The organism is Nocardia vulneris (assembly GCF_001613425.1).
Taxonomy (GTDB): Bacteria; Actinomycetota; Actinomycetes; order Mycobacteriales; family Mycobacteriaceae; genus Nocardia; species Nocardia vulneris.
Map to the genome: position 1 here is coordinate 175,808 of NZ_BDCI01000004.1, position 16,621 is coordinate 192,428.

Below are 16,621 nucleotides of genomic sequence, written 5' to 3' on the forward strand. Positions count from 1 at the left end.
CCGAGGATGCGAAACCCGATGAAGGTTCTACACCACGATCGCCGAGAAGCCATTCTCGAGTAAGGGAGTGAAGACTCATGTCCGCATCCGCACGAGAACCCATAGCGATTATCGGGATCGGCTGCCGATTCCCTGGTGGAGTGCAGTCGCCCGCCGGGTTGTGGGACCTTGTCGCCGCGGGCCGGGACACGCTCGGGCCGGTGCCGCCGGACCGGTGGGACCCTGCCCTGACCCGATTCCTGCATCCGGACGACGTGTCCCGCTATGACCGGGGATGCTTTATCGATGGCGATGTGTGGGCCTGGGATCCAGAGGCCTTCTCCATTGCCCGCATCGAAGCGGCCTATGTCGACCCCCAGTTCCGGGTGCTGCTGGAAACCGCCTGGGAGGCGGTCGAAAACGCCGGACTGTCGATCGGCGCGATCCGTGGCAGTCGCACAGGCGTGTACGTGGGCATCTATACCACCGACAACCTGCTGCGTGAAGCCCGCCCGCAACAGGACTGGCTCAACACCTTGTACCTGTTCGGCAACCTGCCCGCCTCCGGCGCGGGGCGGATCGCCTTCGGGCTGGACCTACGCGGCCCGACCATGGTGCTGGGCACCCACTGTTCCTCGGGACTCGTCGCGGTCGACACGGCGTGTGGGCAGCTGACAGCCGGCGACTGCGATATGGCTCTGGCCGGAGCGACGATGCTGATGCTCGCGCCGGAAACCCACTATCTGGAAGCGCCGTACCTGTTGTCGACGAAGGGGCATTGTTTCGCGTTCGACGCGCGCGCGGACGGCTACGTGCGCGGTGAGGGAGCCGGGGTGCTGGTGCTCAAGCGCCTGGCCGACGCACAGCGGGACGGGGACCGAATACTCGCGGTCATCAGGGGCTGCGGAGTGAACAACGACGGCCGCTCGGGCCGGTTGACCGCGCCGTCGACCCTGCAGCAGCAGCAGTTGTTCCGGGACGTGGTCGAGCGGGCACAGATCGATCCGGGCCGGGTCGGTCTGGTCGAGGCCCACGGTCCGGGCACCTCGGTGGGCGACCCGGTCGAGTACACCTCGATCAATGCCGTCTACGGGCGCGGCACCGGAAAGTGCGCGCTGGGATCGGTCAAAACCAATATCGGGCACACCGAGCCGGTCTCCGGGATCGCGGCCACGATCAAGGCGGTGCAGGCGCTACGGCATGGATACATCCCTCCGAATCTGCACTGGCAGTCGTGGAATTCGCAGATATTTCACGACAACCGCATCTCGCGGCTGTTCGTACCCGGCGCGCTGACCGCCTGGCCGGTGCCGGGAGACGAGCCGCGGTTGGCGGCGGTGTCGTCCTACGGGATCGTCGGCACCAACGCACATCTGATTCTCGAACAAGCACCCGAACCGGCTCGCCCGCGGCGCACGAACGGCGCATCCGCACCCGATATGGCAGCGGATACCCAAGCCGACAGCCCGGCGGCGTTCCTGCTGTCCGGAGTATCGGCAGAAGCAATGCGGATCAACGCGCAACGACTGGCCGACTGGATGTCCACCAACCCGGTCCAACCCGCATTGAAGCCGCGTCCGATCACGACGCGGGATGTGGCACACACACTCGCGGCACGCCGATGGCACGGTCCGCACCGGGCCGGACTGATCGCCTGTAACAACGGCGAACTGGTCGAAGTGGCACGGGCCATCGCCGAGGACCGCCCCGACGACCGGATGGTCGTGGGCAACATCGCATTGCCGGGCGAACACGCAGGACCGGTCTTCGTCTATACCGGGCAGGGATCACAGTGGCCGGGCATGTGCCAACGCCTGCTCGGCCGCGACGAGGCGTTCACCGCGACGATCGACACGCTGGAGCCGCTGATCCAAGCGGAGTCCGGGTTTTCGGTCCGCCGTATGATCACCCACCCTGCTGAGTTGACCGGTATCGCCAGGATTCAGCCCACCCTGTTCGCCATCCAGCTCGGGGTGACCGAGCTGTGGCGCTCGTGGGGGGTGCATCCCGCTGGTGTGATCGGCCATTCCATGGGCGAGATCGCCGCCGCGGTCACCGCCGGGGCATTGTCACTGCACGACGGAGCCAAGGTTATCTGCCGCCGGTCATCGCTGATGGCCACGATCTCGGGCGGGGCCATGGCTTCGGTCCTGCTGCCCGCCGAACGAGTCGAGGCAGACATGGCCTGCGCGGGCGCCGATCGGGTGTCTGTCGCGGTGCTCGGCGGACAAGGGACAACCGCGGTGTCCGGCGATCCAGAGCAGGTCGGCGACCTGGTCGAGCACTGGACGCGGCGAAACGTTTCGGCCAGCCGGATCAGCGTCGATGTCGCCTCGCACTCCGCCTACGTCGACCCGATTCTGGACCGGCTCCGCGATCGCCTGGCCGACATCGCCCCGCAGCGGCCGAGGATCGGCTTCTATTCCAGCACCCGGCCCGGCGAGCCCGAACCGGTGTTGGACGGGGACTACTGGGCCGCCAATTTGCGGCTGCCGGTCCAGTTCGCCGCCGCGGTCGGCGCCGCGTTCGACGCCGCGCATCGGGCACTGATCGAGTGCGGCCCGCATCCACTGGCCGTGCGAACGGCCACAGCCATCGCAGGCGAACTAGGAGTCCGCAACACAGTGGTAACAGGAAGTCTGTATCGCGACACCCCGGACGACACCGGCTTCCTGAAATCCTTGATGTCGGCGCACTGCGCGGGAGTGAAGGTCGACTGGGCAAGCCGGTACTCGCAAGGCGAACTGGTTGATCTACCGCCGACCGGATGGCACCGAGTCCGCCACGGCGGCGATCAGCCGCCACACCAACTCGTCGCGCCAGGATTGGTCGGCGCGACGCAGCACGGTCTGCTCGGCGGCCACGTACACGACCCGGAACGGCCAGGGCGGCACCTATGGCAGACCCCGGTAAGTCCGTCCCGGATCCCGTGGCTGGCCGACCATCAGGTCGCCGGTGTACCGGTGCTGCCCGGCGCGGGAATCGCGGAAATGATGCTGTCCGCCGCCCGTGTGGTGTTCGGCACCTCGACGGTGACGCTGTCCGGGCTGACGCTGCAAGCGCCCCTCGTGCTCGATCCCGAACCCACCGTCACAACCCGGATCGAAACGACGAGCAGCGGTGCCGACGTGGTCGTCTCGTCCAGCGGTCGATCCGGCTCGATCGTGCACGCCGACGCACTCGCCCACCTGCTCGCCTCGAACCCGGAACCCTTTGTCCCGCAAGCTGACGGCGACCAGGACGCGTGGACCGATGTCGTGCCCGAAGAACTGTATCGGGTCTTCCGAGACCGGCACGGCGTAGTACACGGGCCGGCTTTCAAGGGGTGCGAACGCATCCGGCTGCACAAAGACGGCCAGCAGGCGATCGGCACGATCCGGATCCCTGACGCGGCACGAATCTCCGTAGCGCCGATGGCCTTGCACCCGGTGCTGTTCGACAGCGTCGTCCACACTATCGCCGCGGCCTGGTTGTTCGGCCACGACACCGAACCCGGCCCGATCATGGTGGGCGGGATCGACGCCGTCCACCTGCACGGCGACACTCGAGCCAGCCGCCTGGCACACGTGCGGGTGAGCGAAGCCGACGTGCAGCATTTCGTCGCGTCCGCGGTGCTCACCACTCTCGACGGCACTGTGACCGCCGAAATCGACGGCCTGCGCCTGGTGAACATCACCACCCCGCACGAGCGCTTCACCCGCCGGTTGAGCCACCAGGCCTGGGTTCCCACAGATCTGCCCGAGCCCGCCGAACAGCACGCCATCGCCTCCGGCGCCTGGCTCGTGATCGGCGACCCGAACCGAACCTGGGAACACCAACTCGCACGAGCCTTGACCGAAGCCGGTGCGACAACCCAGGAACTCACGTGTCCACAACGGCACAACGGACACCTGGCCACGTTCGAGTCCACACTCGACGATGCCCTGTCCACTCACTCGGAATGGGCCGGGATCGTCGTCACGGTCAACGAAACCACCACCAACCCTGCCGAGACCGAGCCTGCACTGCTCGCTCGCACCCGCGTGACCCGCGCCGCAACCGTACTGGCTAGATGCGCCGCGCTACCGACGCCCCCGCGAGTGTGGATCGTAGCCCGAAGCACCGCTGATCCGAGTCCCGCCACCGGCGGCCTGGCCGGCGTGATCCGCACCGCCGCCTACGAATGCGGACACCTGAACCCCAGCATGATCAGCTGCGACCGCAGCATCGACGCTCGTCTGCTCGTCACTGACCTGCTCACCGCGCCGCCCGCGCCGACGGAGATCGCATGGCGCGGCGAACGCCGCTATTCGGCCCGATTGACGCCCGGCGCGCCGAAAACCGCCGAACACCATGACAGCAACCCCGAGCCCGTGCGAGCGGGCGGCGCCTACCTGGTGACCGGCGGACTCGGTGCACTCGGACTGACCACCGCCCGCTGGTTGAGCACCCAGGGTGCCGAGCATCTGGTGCTCTGCGGACGCAATACTCCTACCGTCGAAGCCGAAACCACGATCAGCGAACTTCGTGCTGCCGGAGTCGACGTCAGCATCGTGCTCGGTGACCTGGCCGACCCAGAAATCGCTCACCGCGCGGTAACGACATCCCGAACACTGCACGGCGTCGTCCACGCGGCCGGCGTCATCGAGGACGCCACCCTGGCCACCCTCACCCCCGAGCTGATCTCGCGTGTGTGGCGGGGCAAGGTCGACGGCGCGTGGGCGTTGCACCGCGCCGTGGCGCACCTCGGGCACGAGCTGGACTGGTGGATCAACTACAGCTCCGCCGCCGCGCTGCTGGGATCGCCAGGACAAACGGCCTACGCCGCCGCCAATGCCTGGCTGGACCAGTTCACTCGCTGGCGCGACGCCCAGGGGCTGGCTACGACCAGCATCCAGTGGGGCGCATGGGGCGAGATCGGACAAGGCCAGCACATGGCTACCCGGGGTCTCGATCTGATCAACCCGGGAGACGGGTTGGACGCCCTCGCGCGCATCCTGACGGCCGGTCTCACCGAGATCGCCTACTCACCTATGGAATTGACCCGCTGGGTCGAGCAATATCCGGCCGCTGCGACCAGCACCTTGTTCGCCGACCTGCTCACCGACTCCGGCGGGGACAGCGCGGTACTGACCGAACTGCTCGCCGCCACTACGCTGCATCAATGGCACGGTATTCTCGAACAACACGTCATCGACTGCGTTCGCAGCGTCCTGAGTGACACCAGCTACCACATCACCGGCTCGACAAGCCTCGTCCTGCTCGGCATGGACAGCCTGGCCGCAGTCCAACTCCAAGCTCAGCTCAACCACAGCCTGAAAATCGTCATCGACCCGGGCGTTGTGTGGGTACGGCCCACACCGGCAGGCATCGCCGAATGGATCCTCAGCCAGATGGGTCTCGTCGCCGCGCCCGACCCGGACAGCGCATCGTCACACAACCCCGCACAAGAGGAACCAGCCGTCCAATAGGGGCGACAAAGCCACCCCGACGCCGGTGGGCCAGGCGCCACGCTCGGGCTTGGTTCAAACGGACCAGATCCCGAGCGCGGGTCTTGGAGAGTGTCAGGGTTGCGCGGCTTCGTATTGTGCGTGTGGTGGAGGTATCAGATAGATCAGTGCGGTTCTTGATCCTTGTTATCGCACTGTCGATTCCGCTGTATGTGCTCGGCGCGATCACCGGTGGACTCCGGATCGGTTCCATGCTGTTGCCGAGCAGTGCGGTGATATTCGTGCTGCCCGCCGCTGTCGCGGTGGCGCTGACCTGGCGGGATGGGGGCGGCGTCGCGGTCATGGCCTTGTTGAGGCGTGTCGTGGACCGACCGGCGGCCAGACTGCGCTGGTATGCCGCTGCGGCGCTGATGGTTCCGGCGATCGGGGTGGTGTCGCATCTGGTGCTGTGGTGTGCCGGTCGGGTGGATACGGCGGCGCCGCTGTCGTTGACATCGGCCGTGCCGATCGGGCTCGTTCTGTTCATGGTGGGAGCCGCGTTCGAGGAATTGGGGTGGACGGCGTATGCCACCGACCCGCTGCAGCGACGTTTCGGACCGATCGCGACCGGACTCGGGATGGGATTGTATTGGGCCGTATGGCATCTGGTCGGATGGGTGCAGGCTGGACATTCGGCGCTCTGGGTCGCGGGCTGGTTCCTGGCCACCGTCGCCGCCCGTGTTCTCATCGTCGACCTGTACAACCGGACCGGCGGCGTGAGCGCCGCGATCCTGCTGCACACCATGTTGAATGTGGTCGCCGCGAACTCCCCGGAACTGAACACGGCCACCGGCACGATCACCTTCGGCATTCTGACGACCGTCGTCGCACTCGGCTTTATCTTGAGATCTCCTGCACTTCAACCACATTCGATGCCAACCCCGTTCGCTCGACGGTAGTCGAGCCAGACAACTCCCGATCCTCGAGCCACCGACCGACCGGCTCAAAGTTGCGGCCCGTCCCCTTCCTCTGGATCTCTGCGACGGCGATAGCGCGCCCCGAATGCCCCTTTTGCCGTGCACGTGCGCCGATCACTTCTGCGCCCACGCAATTCCGATTTACTCATGCTCGGCGGCACCCACCGGCAACGCTCCTCTTTGCTCATACCGAGTTGGACCCACGCACGGCGGCGCGGGTTCCCCGCGACACGCACCTGTCCCCGACGTGTCCTGTCCAGCGCCGCCGCCAGGCGCGTTTCCGGTGCATGGAAGACCCTGCGATGGCCGCCGCCTTTCCCCGCCAGGTTTGCTGCACACGCCGGATGGGCCGGGCGAATAGTTTGCTAGATAGTTGTCCACGGTTCTATGGAGGGTGGAGCAGCAGAGAAGTAGGTATTTCCGGGGGTTGCTCCACCTTCAGATAACAATGGGTGGGTACCTCGCCGTGCTTTGCGAACACCGCCACGGGGACGGCGACGCCGCTACCGACGGCGATAGAGCAAGCGCGGCGATGATTCGGCAGCGGCAGTCGAGTATTTCACTGACCCCTCCGGAGTGCCCGAACGGTGAGCAGCGCCGGCGCGGGGCGCCGGCGGCTCGGCGAGCGTAGCGATCAGAGCTGTTCGCCCTGTTCGCGGCGTCGGTCCAGGTCGCTCTGGCGCGCGGCTTCTTGGCGGCGGGCCTCGGCGCGCTGCTGTTCGGCGCGCTCGCGCAGGCCGCGCAGGAAGGCTTCGTCGGCGGCGGCGTCCTGGGCGACGTAGCGACCGGGGCGGTCGTATTCGGCGTACGCGGTGGTCGAGCGGGGACGGCCCTCGTGCATCGGGCGGCCCGCGAAGAGCCAGAGGAGCGCGCCGACGGTGGGGATGAGGATGACGACGATCAGCCAGCCCATCTTGGGCAGGTGCCGGATGCCTGCCTCGGGACAGGTGATGATGTCGATCAGGCAGTAGACCCACAGTGCCAACGTGAGCAGTCCAACGATCGCGTAGGGCATCGGTACCTCCTAGTACGTCTGCCAGCCCGGTCCGCGCGGCGATTCGTGGCGAATCTCCCCCCAACCGGCCCGGGCCCGTGCCCGTAGCTGGCAGCTCTTCTCGAATAGGCGGCAGGATCGGCCCCCGACTGCCGCACCACGCCAGACCCTATCGGACGACCGCACCACTCTCCACTCGACGCTGATGTGCGTCTCTCCACAGCAGACTTGCTGGTCACCTGGCCCCGATCAGTGCGCCAGTTTCAAGCCGATCACGCTGCCGATGATGCCTAGGAGAAAGACGACTTCGAGGAGGGTGATCGGTTCGGAGCCGGTGGTCATCGCGTAGGCGACGGTGAGGACGGCGCCGATGCCGACCCAGACGGCGTAGGCGGTGCCGACCGGGAGGTCGCGCATGGCGAAGGCCAGGCCGGCCATGCTGGCGGCGAGCGCGACCAGGAAGACGAGGGTGGGGATCAGCCGGGTGAAACCGGCCGATTTGCCTAGAGCGGTGGCCCAGATCGCTTCACAAACGCCGGACAACACCAGAATCAACCAAGACATGACGAGCCTCCGAGGCCGTCTTGTCGCGCACCGGGTACGGCTCCCTCGTCCGGGGTCCCTGCCGGGACCTGCCTTCCACGATGGCAACTCGGCGCACCGGAGGCAAGCGGGCTGCCGGTGACGTTTCTCTCCATGAAGTGCGCAATTTCGGGTATCGAGCACGGTGCGTCCTGCGTCTTAGCATCGCGACCGTGACTGAGATCGAACCTTTTCCCGTGCACATTCCCGGGCGCGAGTTGCAGGACTTGCGAGAGCGTCTCGACCGGGTACGACTGCCCGAAGCGGAAACAGTGGCGGACGGTTCGCAGGGCATCGGGTTGGCACGATTGCGAGGGCTCCTGGACGGCTGGCGGCGGCACGATTGGCGTGCGCTGGAACAACGATGGAATGCGTTGCCGCACTTCCGCACTCGGCTGGACGGGTTGAATATCGCGTTCTGGCATGTGCGTTCGCCGGAGGCCGGCGCCTTTCCGCTGGTGCTGACGCACGGCTGGCCGGGCTCGGTGCTGGAGTTCGAGAGCGTGATCGGGCCGCTGACCGACCCGGTCGCGCACGGCGGTTCGGCCGCAGACGCTTTCGACGTGGTCGTACCGGCCCTGCCCGGTTTCGGGTTCAGCGAGCGGCCGCGGGAAACCGGCTGGAATCCCGGCCGGACCGCACGGGCGTGGGCCGATCTGATGACCCGGCTGGGGTACGAACGCTTCGGGGCGCACGGTGGCGACTGGGGCGCGTTCGTCAGCACCGAATTGGCCTGCGTGGTACCGGAAAGAGTTGCCGCACTGCATCTCACGATGCCGATCGCGGCGCCGACGGCAGCGGACATCGCGACGGCCGACGCTGCGGAGCAAGCCATGCTCACCCGGCGGGACAGGTTCATGATGACCGGGCCCACCCATGTGATCACCCAAGGCATGCTGCCGCAGACGATCGGCTACGCGCTGCTCGATTCGCCGGCCGGGCTCGCGGCATGGCTGAGCGAAGCCCTGGTCGCCTTTTCGGACACGCGCCCCGAAGCGGGTGGCGGCGTCAGCGTGGCGCAGCAGCTGGACGACATCGCCCTGTACTGGTTCACCGGTACCGGAGCCGCTACCGCTCGCTGGTATTGGGAGGCCCTGCGGTGGACGGCGCGAAGCGCGGCCGAGCAGAACAGCCAGCCGGTACTCGTGCCCACCGCCTGCACACTGTTCCCGGCCGAACCGTTCCCGGTGGCCCGGCGCTGGGCGGAACACCGCTACCGGAACCTCACCAGTTGGCACGAGAGGGAACACGGCGGACACTTCCCGGGGTGGGAACACCCGGACGTGCTGGTCAGCGAGCTACGCAACGCCTTCCGCGCGATCCGCTAGTACGCCGGGCGCTGTGCTGGGGAGGCCGGCACAGCTCGGCAGTTGCCTCGTGCAACGCTGTAGTTATGCCCGCCTCCGCCTCTCCCGATGCCCCGACCGACGCGCCGATCAGCAGATACGGACTGGGGACGGCCGCGGTCGGACGGCCGGGCTACATCACGCTCGGACGAGAACTCGACCTGCCTGCCGAGCGCACGGTGGACGCGATGCGCACCCGCACGCACGCGCTGCTCGACGCCGCGTGGGCGGCGGGGGTGCGGTACTTGGACACCGCCCGCTCCTACGGCCGCGCCGAGGAATTCGTCGGCGAATGGCTGACGGCACGGCCGGAAGTAGCGGCAGCGGCCACCATCGGCAGCAAATGGGGCTACACCTATACCGCCGACTGGCAGGCGTCGGGCGTCGCGGCCCATGAGATCAAGGAACACACGGTCGCCGTGTTCGATCGTCAAATCCGGGAAACCCGAGCCGCTTTGGGCGAGCACCTGGATGTCTATCTGATCCATTCGGTCACTCCCGACAGCCCCGCGCTGGCCAACCGCGAGCTGCACGCGCGACTGGCGGACCTGGCCGCGACGGGCATCCGGGTCGGGCTGTCGACCAGCGGGCCCGCCCAGGCGGCGACCGTGCGCGCGGCGCTGGATGTCACCGTCGCCGGTCAGCCGCTGTTCGCCGCCGTCCAGTCCACCTGGAATCTGCTCGACCCCTCCGCGGGACCCGCACTGGCCGAGGCACATTCGGCAGGCTGGCTGGTGGTGGTCAAGGAAGCCATGGCCAACGGCCGCCTCGCCGATCGCAACGCCACCGGTCCCGGCACCGCCGCCTTGCGCGCGGTATCCGGCCGTCTCGGCACCAGCACCGACGCGCTGGCGCTGGCCGCGGCAGCCGCCCAACCTTGGGCCGATATCGTCCTGTCCGGCGCCGCGACCCTGGACCAGCTCACCTCCAATCTCACCGCCGCCGAACTCCACCTCGCACCCGCCGACCTGAGCGAGTTGGCCGTCCTGGTCGAATCCCCCGAGACTTTCTGGCGCACCCGCGCCGAACTACCCTGGGCCTGAACGCGCGGCGCCGGCCATTGCCGACCACCGCGACAGCCGAGTGCACTATGCTTCCCGACCACATGAACTAGAACAGGTTCCAGGGGGAGGGCTTCGCGGTGCGGGGATCAAGATTGCCGGCTGCCGCCATCGTCGCGGCTTACGTCGCAGTAGCGAGCGCCGGCGCGGCGACGGCAGTGCCACTGCCGGAACAAGATTCGTTCTACACGGTGCCGCCGAATATCGCGGACCTGCCCAACGGCACCGTGCTCGCATCGCGGCCGATCGACGCACAGTCCTACTTCCAGCCGCTGGCCGCAGACGCATGGCAGGTGCAATACAAGACGATCGACAATCGCAACGAGCCCAGCGCATACATCGCCACGATCCTTGTGCCACAGCAGGAATGGCGCGGCATCGGCCCGCGGCCACTGCTGTCGTACCAGGTCGCCGAAGACGGCGTCGGCACGAAATGCGCACCCTCCTATGCGTTGCGCGGTGGGCTCGGCGGCGGCCCGAGTAACTCGTTCAGCGAGACCGGGATGATAGGCATTGCGCTCCAACAAGGTTGGGCCGTCGTCGTGCCGGACTATCAAGGCCCGAACTCCGACTTATCCGGCGCGGACGGCTACGCGCACGGCGTCCTGGACGGCATTCGCGCCGCCAAGACGTTCCCGCCCGCCGGTGTCGACTCCGCCGCCCCGATCGGCCTGTGGCGCTACTCCGGCGGCGCGCAGGCCACGGCGGTCGCAGCCCAGGCGCACAGCACCTACGCCCCGGAGTTGGCGCTGTCCGGTGCCGCGCTGGGCGGCGTGGTCGCCGATCTGGCCGCCACCCTGGCGGGTTTCAGCGGCGGACCGATGGGCGGCGCGCTCGTCATCGGCTTGGCCGGCTTGGACCGCTCGTATCCGTACGCCGACGTGTTGCGCTACGTCAACGAATCCGGCCGCCGGATGATCGCCGCGGGCCGGTCGGACTGCCTGCTCGACGCCGCGCTCGCGCACCCCTTTCTCAGGGTGGCCGAGCTGGAGGCCTGGCCCGGTTCGCTCACCGACAATGCGGAGCTGAGCCGGGTCATCCGGTTGACCAGCCCGCTGTTCCGGGCCGGCGCGCCCACCGCGCCGGTGCTGATCTATCACGCGATCAACGACGAGTTCGCGCCGATCGATTCCGCCCGGGGGCTGGCCGAAAACTACTGCGCTGCAGGCACTCCGGTGCAGCGAGTGGAGAATCCGATCGGCGAGCACGGCACCGAAGCGGCAGCCGGGCTGCCCGCCGCCCTGACCTACCTGTCCGACCGCTTCTCCGGCAGGCCCGCACCCAGCACCTGCTGACCACACCTTTCCCGCGAAGACGAAACGCCGGACGACGCGGTGCCGATGATGTGATAAGAGCATCACCGCAGGCCGGACGGCCCGCGACGGAACACCTCGGGGGCGAGATGACCACCGCACAAGTGCACCATCGACGGTTGATCGTCTATGTCCCCGGCCTGACCGAGCGGCCGGGGGCGATCGACGGCCTGTTCGCGCGGTTGCAACGGGAACCCGGCTACGGGACCGACGAAACGATCTACTGGCAGTTTCCGGACGGGATTCGCCGTTTCAGCCGCGGCACGCTGGCGAACCGGTGCCGGGATCTGGCGGACCGGATCGACGCGTACTGGACGGGGCCGCGCAAGACGCCGGAGATCGTGCTCATCGGGCACAGCATCGGCGGGATCATGCACCGGTACGCCTACTTGCAGGCTTTGCGCGGAATCGACGGGCATCGGCTGCCGTGGGCGGACGCGGTGACCAGGATCGTGCTGCTGGCCGCGCCGAATCGCGGGGTCGATCCCGATCGGCTGCCGTGGTGGCAGCGCTATCCGACGAAGCTGCTGGCGCCGCTGCTGCGCCGGTTCACGGCGGTCGAATTGATCTGCGGCGCACCGTTCATCACCAATCTGCGGATCCTGTGGCTGCGCGAGATCGCCCAGCTGGGCAACCAGGCGCCGATCGTGGTGCAGGTCAGCGGGAAGAAGGACCGGGCCGTCGTGAAGGAGGACAGCCGCGATCTGGAAACGTTGCCGACAGGTGTGCAGAAGGTGGTGCCCGGTGCCACACACGCGGACATCATCAGCATCGAAGCGGGCCTGTCCGAGGACTATGCCGGTCAGCGGTACGAGATCCTGCGCGCGGCGATCACCGAGCCACTGCCGCCCAGCAATCCGGAGCCGCTGCCCGACGCCGAGGCCGCGAAAACCTCGGTGGTGTTCGCCCTGCACGGCATTCGCTCGGGTAACGGCGAATGGCCGAGCGAGCTGGAAGCGGCACTCTTGGCAGCCGACAAGAATGTGCTCGTGGTGACGCCCTCCTACGGCCGGCTGTCGGCCTACGATTTCGCGCTTCCGTTCACGCGCCGGCGCAACCTGCGCTGGTTCGCCGACATGTACAGCTACCACCTCGCGCGCCACCCGGGCATTCCGTTCCACTTCGTCGGGCACAGCAACGGCACCTATTTGTTCGGTCAGTCGCTGAAACAGATTCCGGCCCTGGAGTTTCAGCATGTGTTCCTGGCGGGCAGCGTGCTGCCGCGCGAGTTCGACTGGGTCCGGTGCGCCGACGCGGGCCAGATCGGCTCGCTGGTCAACATCTGCGCCAATCAGGACAAGCCGGTCGGCTGGCTGTGCAGCGGGCTGCGCGCGTTCCGGATGCGCGACGTCGGGGTCGGCGGATTCACGGGCTTCGATTCGGTGCCGCCGGGCACCCGGCAGATCCGCCACATCGAGGGCGGACACGGCGCGGCCCTGGTGACCGACCGTCTTTCGGCCGTCGTCGACTACGTGCGTACCGGCGCGGCAGGCGGCGAAGCGCACGTGGTCAAGCCCGGCCGCGGCTTCGAACTGATGTCGCGGGTGGCGCCCAGGCTGGCCTGGGCGACGGTCGCCGCCGTGGCCGGGCTGAGCTGGCTGGCCCTGTCCACGATGGGCATTCTGCTGGGCACGGCGATCGTCGCCGGGCTGCTCGCGCTCACCTACACCACTTTGAAAGTCGCTTGAGCCCAACCGCTCCCCTGGCCGGGCACCTTCCGGCACAGTGGCACTGTGCAGCAGGACTTGCCGTTCACCAGGCGCGTTCATTCACCGTTCAGCGCGAGACAGCGTCCGTTGATCCGCTGTCCCTACGGTCCGAAAACATGACGAATCGGACTCCCCCGCCACTGGCCGCGCTGCACGAGCCCTGGGGTTGGGTGAAGCGGCTGCTGGTCCTCGTGGTCGTGGCGGTGGGGTGTGTAGTGCTCGAGGTCAAGGACCGCCTCTTCGGCTGATGGCGGACAGCGGGACGCCGACCCTTAAGATCGGGTGATCCCATGTTCCGCCGAGAGAAGCCGATGGACGCTGCCGACCTGAGTTTTACGGTGCTGGGCCGCGTCACGGTGCGGCGCGGTGCGCTGACGCTGGCATCGGAACGCCTGCGGACCCAGGCCGTGCTCGCCGCATTGCTGTTCGCGCAAGGGCGGCCGTTGACCGCGGCACAGTTGGTGGACGCGGTGTGGGGTGAGGAGTTGCCCGGCGACCCGATCGCCTCGCTGCGCTCACACGTGCTGCTGTTGCGCAAACTCGTCGAACCCGATCGCGTGCGCCGCGGCGCGGCCACGGTGCTCGTTTCGGTCGGCGACGGATACGAATTGCGCGTCCCCCGGGAATCGGTGGACGCCTTCCAGGCCCAGTCGCTGGCCGCGGCCGCCGACAAGGCCAGGGCCGCAGGCGATTTCGAGCAGTCGCGAGCACACCTCGACCAAGCGCTGGCACTGTGGGGTGGTGAAGTGCTGACGGGCGTACCGGGACCGCTGGCAGCGGACCGGCGGCGGCACTTCACCGAGCTGCGCACGACCCTGCTGGAGGCCGGTTTCGAGGTCGATCTCCAGCTCGGGCGGCACGAGCAGGTGATCGGCGAATTGGCCACGGCCAGTGACGAATTCCCGCTGCGCGAGCGACTGCGCGGACTGCGGATGACCGCGCTGTATCGCTGCGGCCGGCGCAGCGAGGCCCTGTCGGTGTACACCGACACCCGGCGGCTGCTCATCGACCAGCTCGGCATCGAACCCGGCCCCGAACTGGCCGAACTGCACCAGCGCATCCTGGACGACGATCTGGCCGCGCCCTCGATGCACGCAGCTCGACCCGAGTCGCGCGAGAACGTCCGGCCGGCCCAGATACCCCGGGGCATAGCAGATTTCACCGGACGCGCAGCACTGGTCGACGAGCTTTGCGCGACGTTGATCCCCGCGGGAGACACCCCGCCCATCGTGGTGCTCACCGGGATGGGCGGGGTCGGCAAAACGACCCTGGCGACGCACGTCGCACGCGAGATCAGCGCACATTTCCCGGACGGACAGCTCTACGCGGACCTGCACAGCATGGACGATCGTCCCGCCGAACCGGTCGGCGTACTCGGCGCCTTCCTGCGCGCACTGGCGGTGCCGGACAGCGATATTCCACCCACCGAGTCCGAACGAGCGGCACTGCTGCGCAGCATGCTCACCGACCGCCGCATGCTGCTGGTGCTCGACAACGCCGGCACCCTGGATCAGGTGCGCCCGTTGCTGCCCAGCGGGTCCGGCTGCGCGGTCCTGGTCACCAGCCGCGCGGTGCTGCCGCTGCCGGACGCGACGTACCGGCCGCTCGGCGTCCTGTCCGCGGCCGAGGCGCGAAACTTGTTGGCACGCATCGTGGGAACGGCTCGGATCGCGGCGGACCCCGCGGCCGCCGAGGCGGTCGTCGCGGCCTGCGGTCGATTGCCGTTGGCGATCAGGATCATCGGTGCCCGCCTGGTGGCGCGACCGCATTGGAGTATGGCGGCAGTGGCACAGCGGCTGGCCGACGAACGGCATCGCCTCCCGGAATTGCGCTGCGGCGACCTGACCGTGGATGCCTGCTTCGCGTTCGGCTACCGGCAACTGCCCGCCGCCACCGCGCGGACGTTCGTGGCGCTGGCCGTGCCCGCGGTGCCCGATCTCTCGGCCGCCGCGGCCGCATCGATCCTGGGTCTCGATACCGCTGCGGCGGCACAGGTCTGCGAGTCACTCGTCGATCTCGGGCTGTTGCAGTCCGTCGGCGACGATCGGTACAGCTACCACGATCTGCTGCGGCTGTTCGCCCACACCGTCGACACCGAGATCGACCGGGCAGCGGTCCTGTCGCGCCTGCTGGACTACTACCTCGCGACCGCGAAAAACATCGTCCGCCATCGTTATCCCGGCCATCGGCTCGACTATGTCCCGCCCACTGCGCAACCCGGCACCGCGATCGGCACCGAGGCCGCCGCACACGCCTGGCTGGATACCGAGCGTACGGCGTTGATCGCCCTGCATCGCCAGATCGCCGCGGATCACCCCGCACTCGTGCCCGCGAGTGTGGACGTCGCGATGTTGATCAGCGAGAGCGTCGACCCGTCGGCAGAGTCCGGGCAGCTGGCCGACGCGCTGCGCGGGCTGCTCGCTGTCGCAGCGGGATTCGATGACCGGAACACCGAACTCCGCGCCCGCGTGGCGCTCGGCTTGATCCTCGCTCTGGACCTGGGTCGCGGTGACGACGCCGTCGCCGTGCTCGAACCCGTGCGAAAGATACTGCGACCGAACGGGAGCAGTCTGCTGCTGGCCTTCGCCGAACACCTGCTGGGCGCCGCCGCGCTCAGCGTCGGGCGCGCCGCCGATGCGATCACCCACATGGCCGCCGCGGTCGAGATCTTCCACGACCTGGACGACCCGGCCTGGGAGGGATGGGCCTGCGCCACCCTCGCCGACCGGTACGGCGATGCCGCGCAATGGGATCGAGCCGCCGATGCCGCTGAGCGCGCGCTGCGCCTGGCCGAGCGATTGGGTGGCGCGGCCTTCGAGTCGCTGGCCCGGAGCCAGCTGGGCCGGGTGGTCCTGATGCGCGACCATGATCCGGAGCCTGCCGTGACGATCTGCGCGGACGCGGTGCGCACGGCGCGCGGGCACGGCCGCCGGTTGCTCCTGGGCTGGGCGCTGTACCGGCAGGCGGAGGTCGCCCTGTACGGGCGGTACTTCGATATCGCGGAAACCGCTGCGGCCGAAGCCATTTCGGTACTCACAGAAGCCGCGGACCCGATCCGCCGCGGGCACGCGCTGGACTATCGGGCCCGGGCACTGGCGGCGCTGGGACGCGATATCGAAGCCCGGCAGGTGCGCGCGCAACTGGCCGAGCTGGCCACCCGGATCGGCCGTACACCACCGGCAGCGGCCGAGTTCGACGTCGCCGGCGCGGGGAGCACCGGCCGACCCTGACCGTCGGCTTGGGCCGCTTTAC

General features: G+C 68.2%; 10 protein-coding genes and 1 riboswitch. Of the genes, 8 read left to right on the top strand and 2 right to left on the bottom strand.

Annotated elements, in window-relative coordinates:
• Positions 1-77 precede the first annotated feature (77 nt).
• Both NVU01S_RS06835 and NVU01S_RS44140 read left to right on the top strand, forming a co-directional pair.
• Positions 78-5,429, top strand: coding sequence for a type I polyketide synthase (locus NVU01S_RS06835; RefSeq protein ID WP_082032018.1), 5,352 nt, complete (start codon positions 78-80; stop codon positions 5,427-5,429).
• Between the two features lie 281 nt (positions 5,430-5,710).
• Complete coding sequence (locus NVU01S_RS44140) at positions 5,711-6,346, top strand: CPBP family intramembrane glutamic endopeptidase (RefSeq protein WP_167829375.1); 636 nt, start codon at positions 5,711-5,713, stop codon at positions 6,344-6,346.
• A 652-nt stretch (positions 6,347-6,998) separates the two neighbouring features.
• Here the strand turns inward: NVU01S_RS44140 and NVU01S_RS06845 are convergent.
• A complete protein-coding gene (locus NVU01S_RS06845; RefSeq protein ID WP_043669665.1) occupies positions 6,999-7,379 on the bottom strand; it encodes a PLDc N-terminal domain-containing protein in 381 nt (126 codons plus the stop codon).
• 228 nt (positions 7,380-7,607) lie between these two features.
• A complete protein-coding gene (locus NVU01S_RS06850) occupies positions 7,608-7,922 on the bottom strand; it encodes a DMT family transporter (RefSeq protein WP_043669668.1) in 315 nt (104 codons plus the stop codon).
• An 8-nt stretch (positions 7,923-7,930) separates the two neighbouring features.
• A riboswitch (guanidine-III (ykkC-III) riboswitch) is annotated at positions 7,931-7,995 on the bottom strand.
• Between the two features lie 118 nt (positions 7,996-8,113).
• Between NVU01S_RS06850 and NVU01S_RS06855 the strand changes: the two genes are divergently transcribed.
• From NVU01S_RS06855 to NVU01S_RS06875, 6 genes are all read left to right on the top strand, one after another.
• Complete coding sequence (locus NVU01S_RS06855; RefSeq protein ID WP_043669671.1) at positions 8,114-9,268, top strand: epoxide hydrolase family protein; 1,155 nt, start codon at positions 8,114-8,116, stop codon at positions 9,266-9,268.
• 65 nt (positions 9,269-9,333) lie between these two features.
• Complete coding sequence (locus NVU01S_RS06860; protein WP_043669674.1) at positions 9,334-10,329, top strand: aldo/keto reductase; 996 nt, start codon at positions 9,334-9,336, stop codon at positions 10,327-10,329.
• 113 nt (positions 10,330-10,442) lie between these two features.
• Complete coding sequence (locus tag NVU01S_RS06865) at positions 10,443-11,642, top strand: lipase family protein (RefSeq protein WP_043669677.1); 1,200 nt, start codon at positions 10,443-10,445, stop codon at positions 11,640-11,642.
• A gap of 107 nt (positions 11,643-11,749) precedes the next feature.
• On the top strand, positions 11,750-13,348 hold the full coding sequence (locus NVU01S_RS06870) for an esterase/lipase family protein (protein WP_043669680.1): 1,599 nt from the start codon (positions 11,750-11,752) through the stop codon (positions 13,346-13,348).
• Between the two features lie 137 nt (positions 13,349-13,485).
• Positions 13,486-13,617, top strand: a complete 132-nt coding sequence (locus NVU01S_RS45205) for a hypothetical protein (RefSeq protein ID WP_280140748.1) — start codon at positions 13,486-13,488, stop codon at positions 13,615-13,617.
• Positions 13,618-13,659: 42 nt separating this feature from the next.
• Entirely contained in the window at positions 13,660-16,599 is a 2,940-nt protein-coding gene (locus NVU01S_RS06875) for an AfsR/SARP family transcriptional regulator (protein WP_063048077.1), read from the top strand.
• Positions 16,600-16,621: the final 22 nt, after the last annotated feature.

What these genes read in the sequence shown, in the direction of transcription:
- NVU01S_RS06835 (WP_082032018.1), top strand. Translation starts at nt 78, where the DNA reads ATGTCCGCATCCGCACGAGAACCCATAGCGATTATCGGGATCGGCTGC.
- NVU01S_RS06845 (WP_043669665.1), bottom strand. Translation starts at nt 7,379, where the DNA reads ATGCCCTACGCGATCGTTGGACTGCTCACGTTGGCACTGTGGGTCTAC.
- NVU01S_RS06850 (WP_043669668.1), bottom strand. Translation starts at nt 7,922, where the DNA reads ATGTCTTGGTTGATTCTGGTGTTGTCCGGCGTTTGTGAAGCGATCTGG.
- NVU01S_RS06860 (WP_043669674.1), top strand. Translation starts at nt 9,334, where the DNA reads ATGCCCGCCTCCGCCTCTCCCGATGCCCCGACCGACGCGCCGATCAGC.
- NVU01S_RS06870 (WP_043669680.1), top strand. Translation starts at nt 11,750, where the DNA reads ATGACCACCGCACAAGTGCACCATCGACGGTTGATCGTCTATGTCCCC.
- NVU01S_RS45205 (WP_280140748.1), top strand. Translation starts at nt 13,486, where the DNA reads ATGACGAATCGGACTCCCCCGCCACTGGCCGCGCTGCACGAGCCCTGG.
- NVU01S_RS06875 (WP_063048077.1), top strand. Translation starts at nt 13,660, where the DNA reads ATGTTCCGCCGAGAGAAGCCGATGGACGCTGCCGACCTGAGTTTTACG.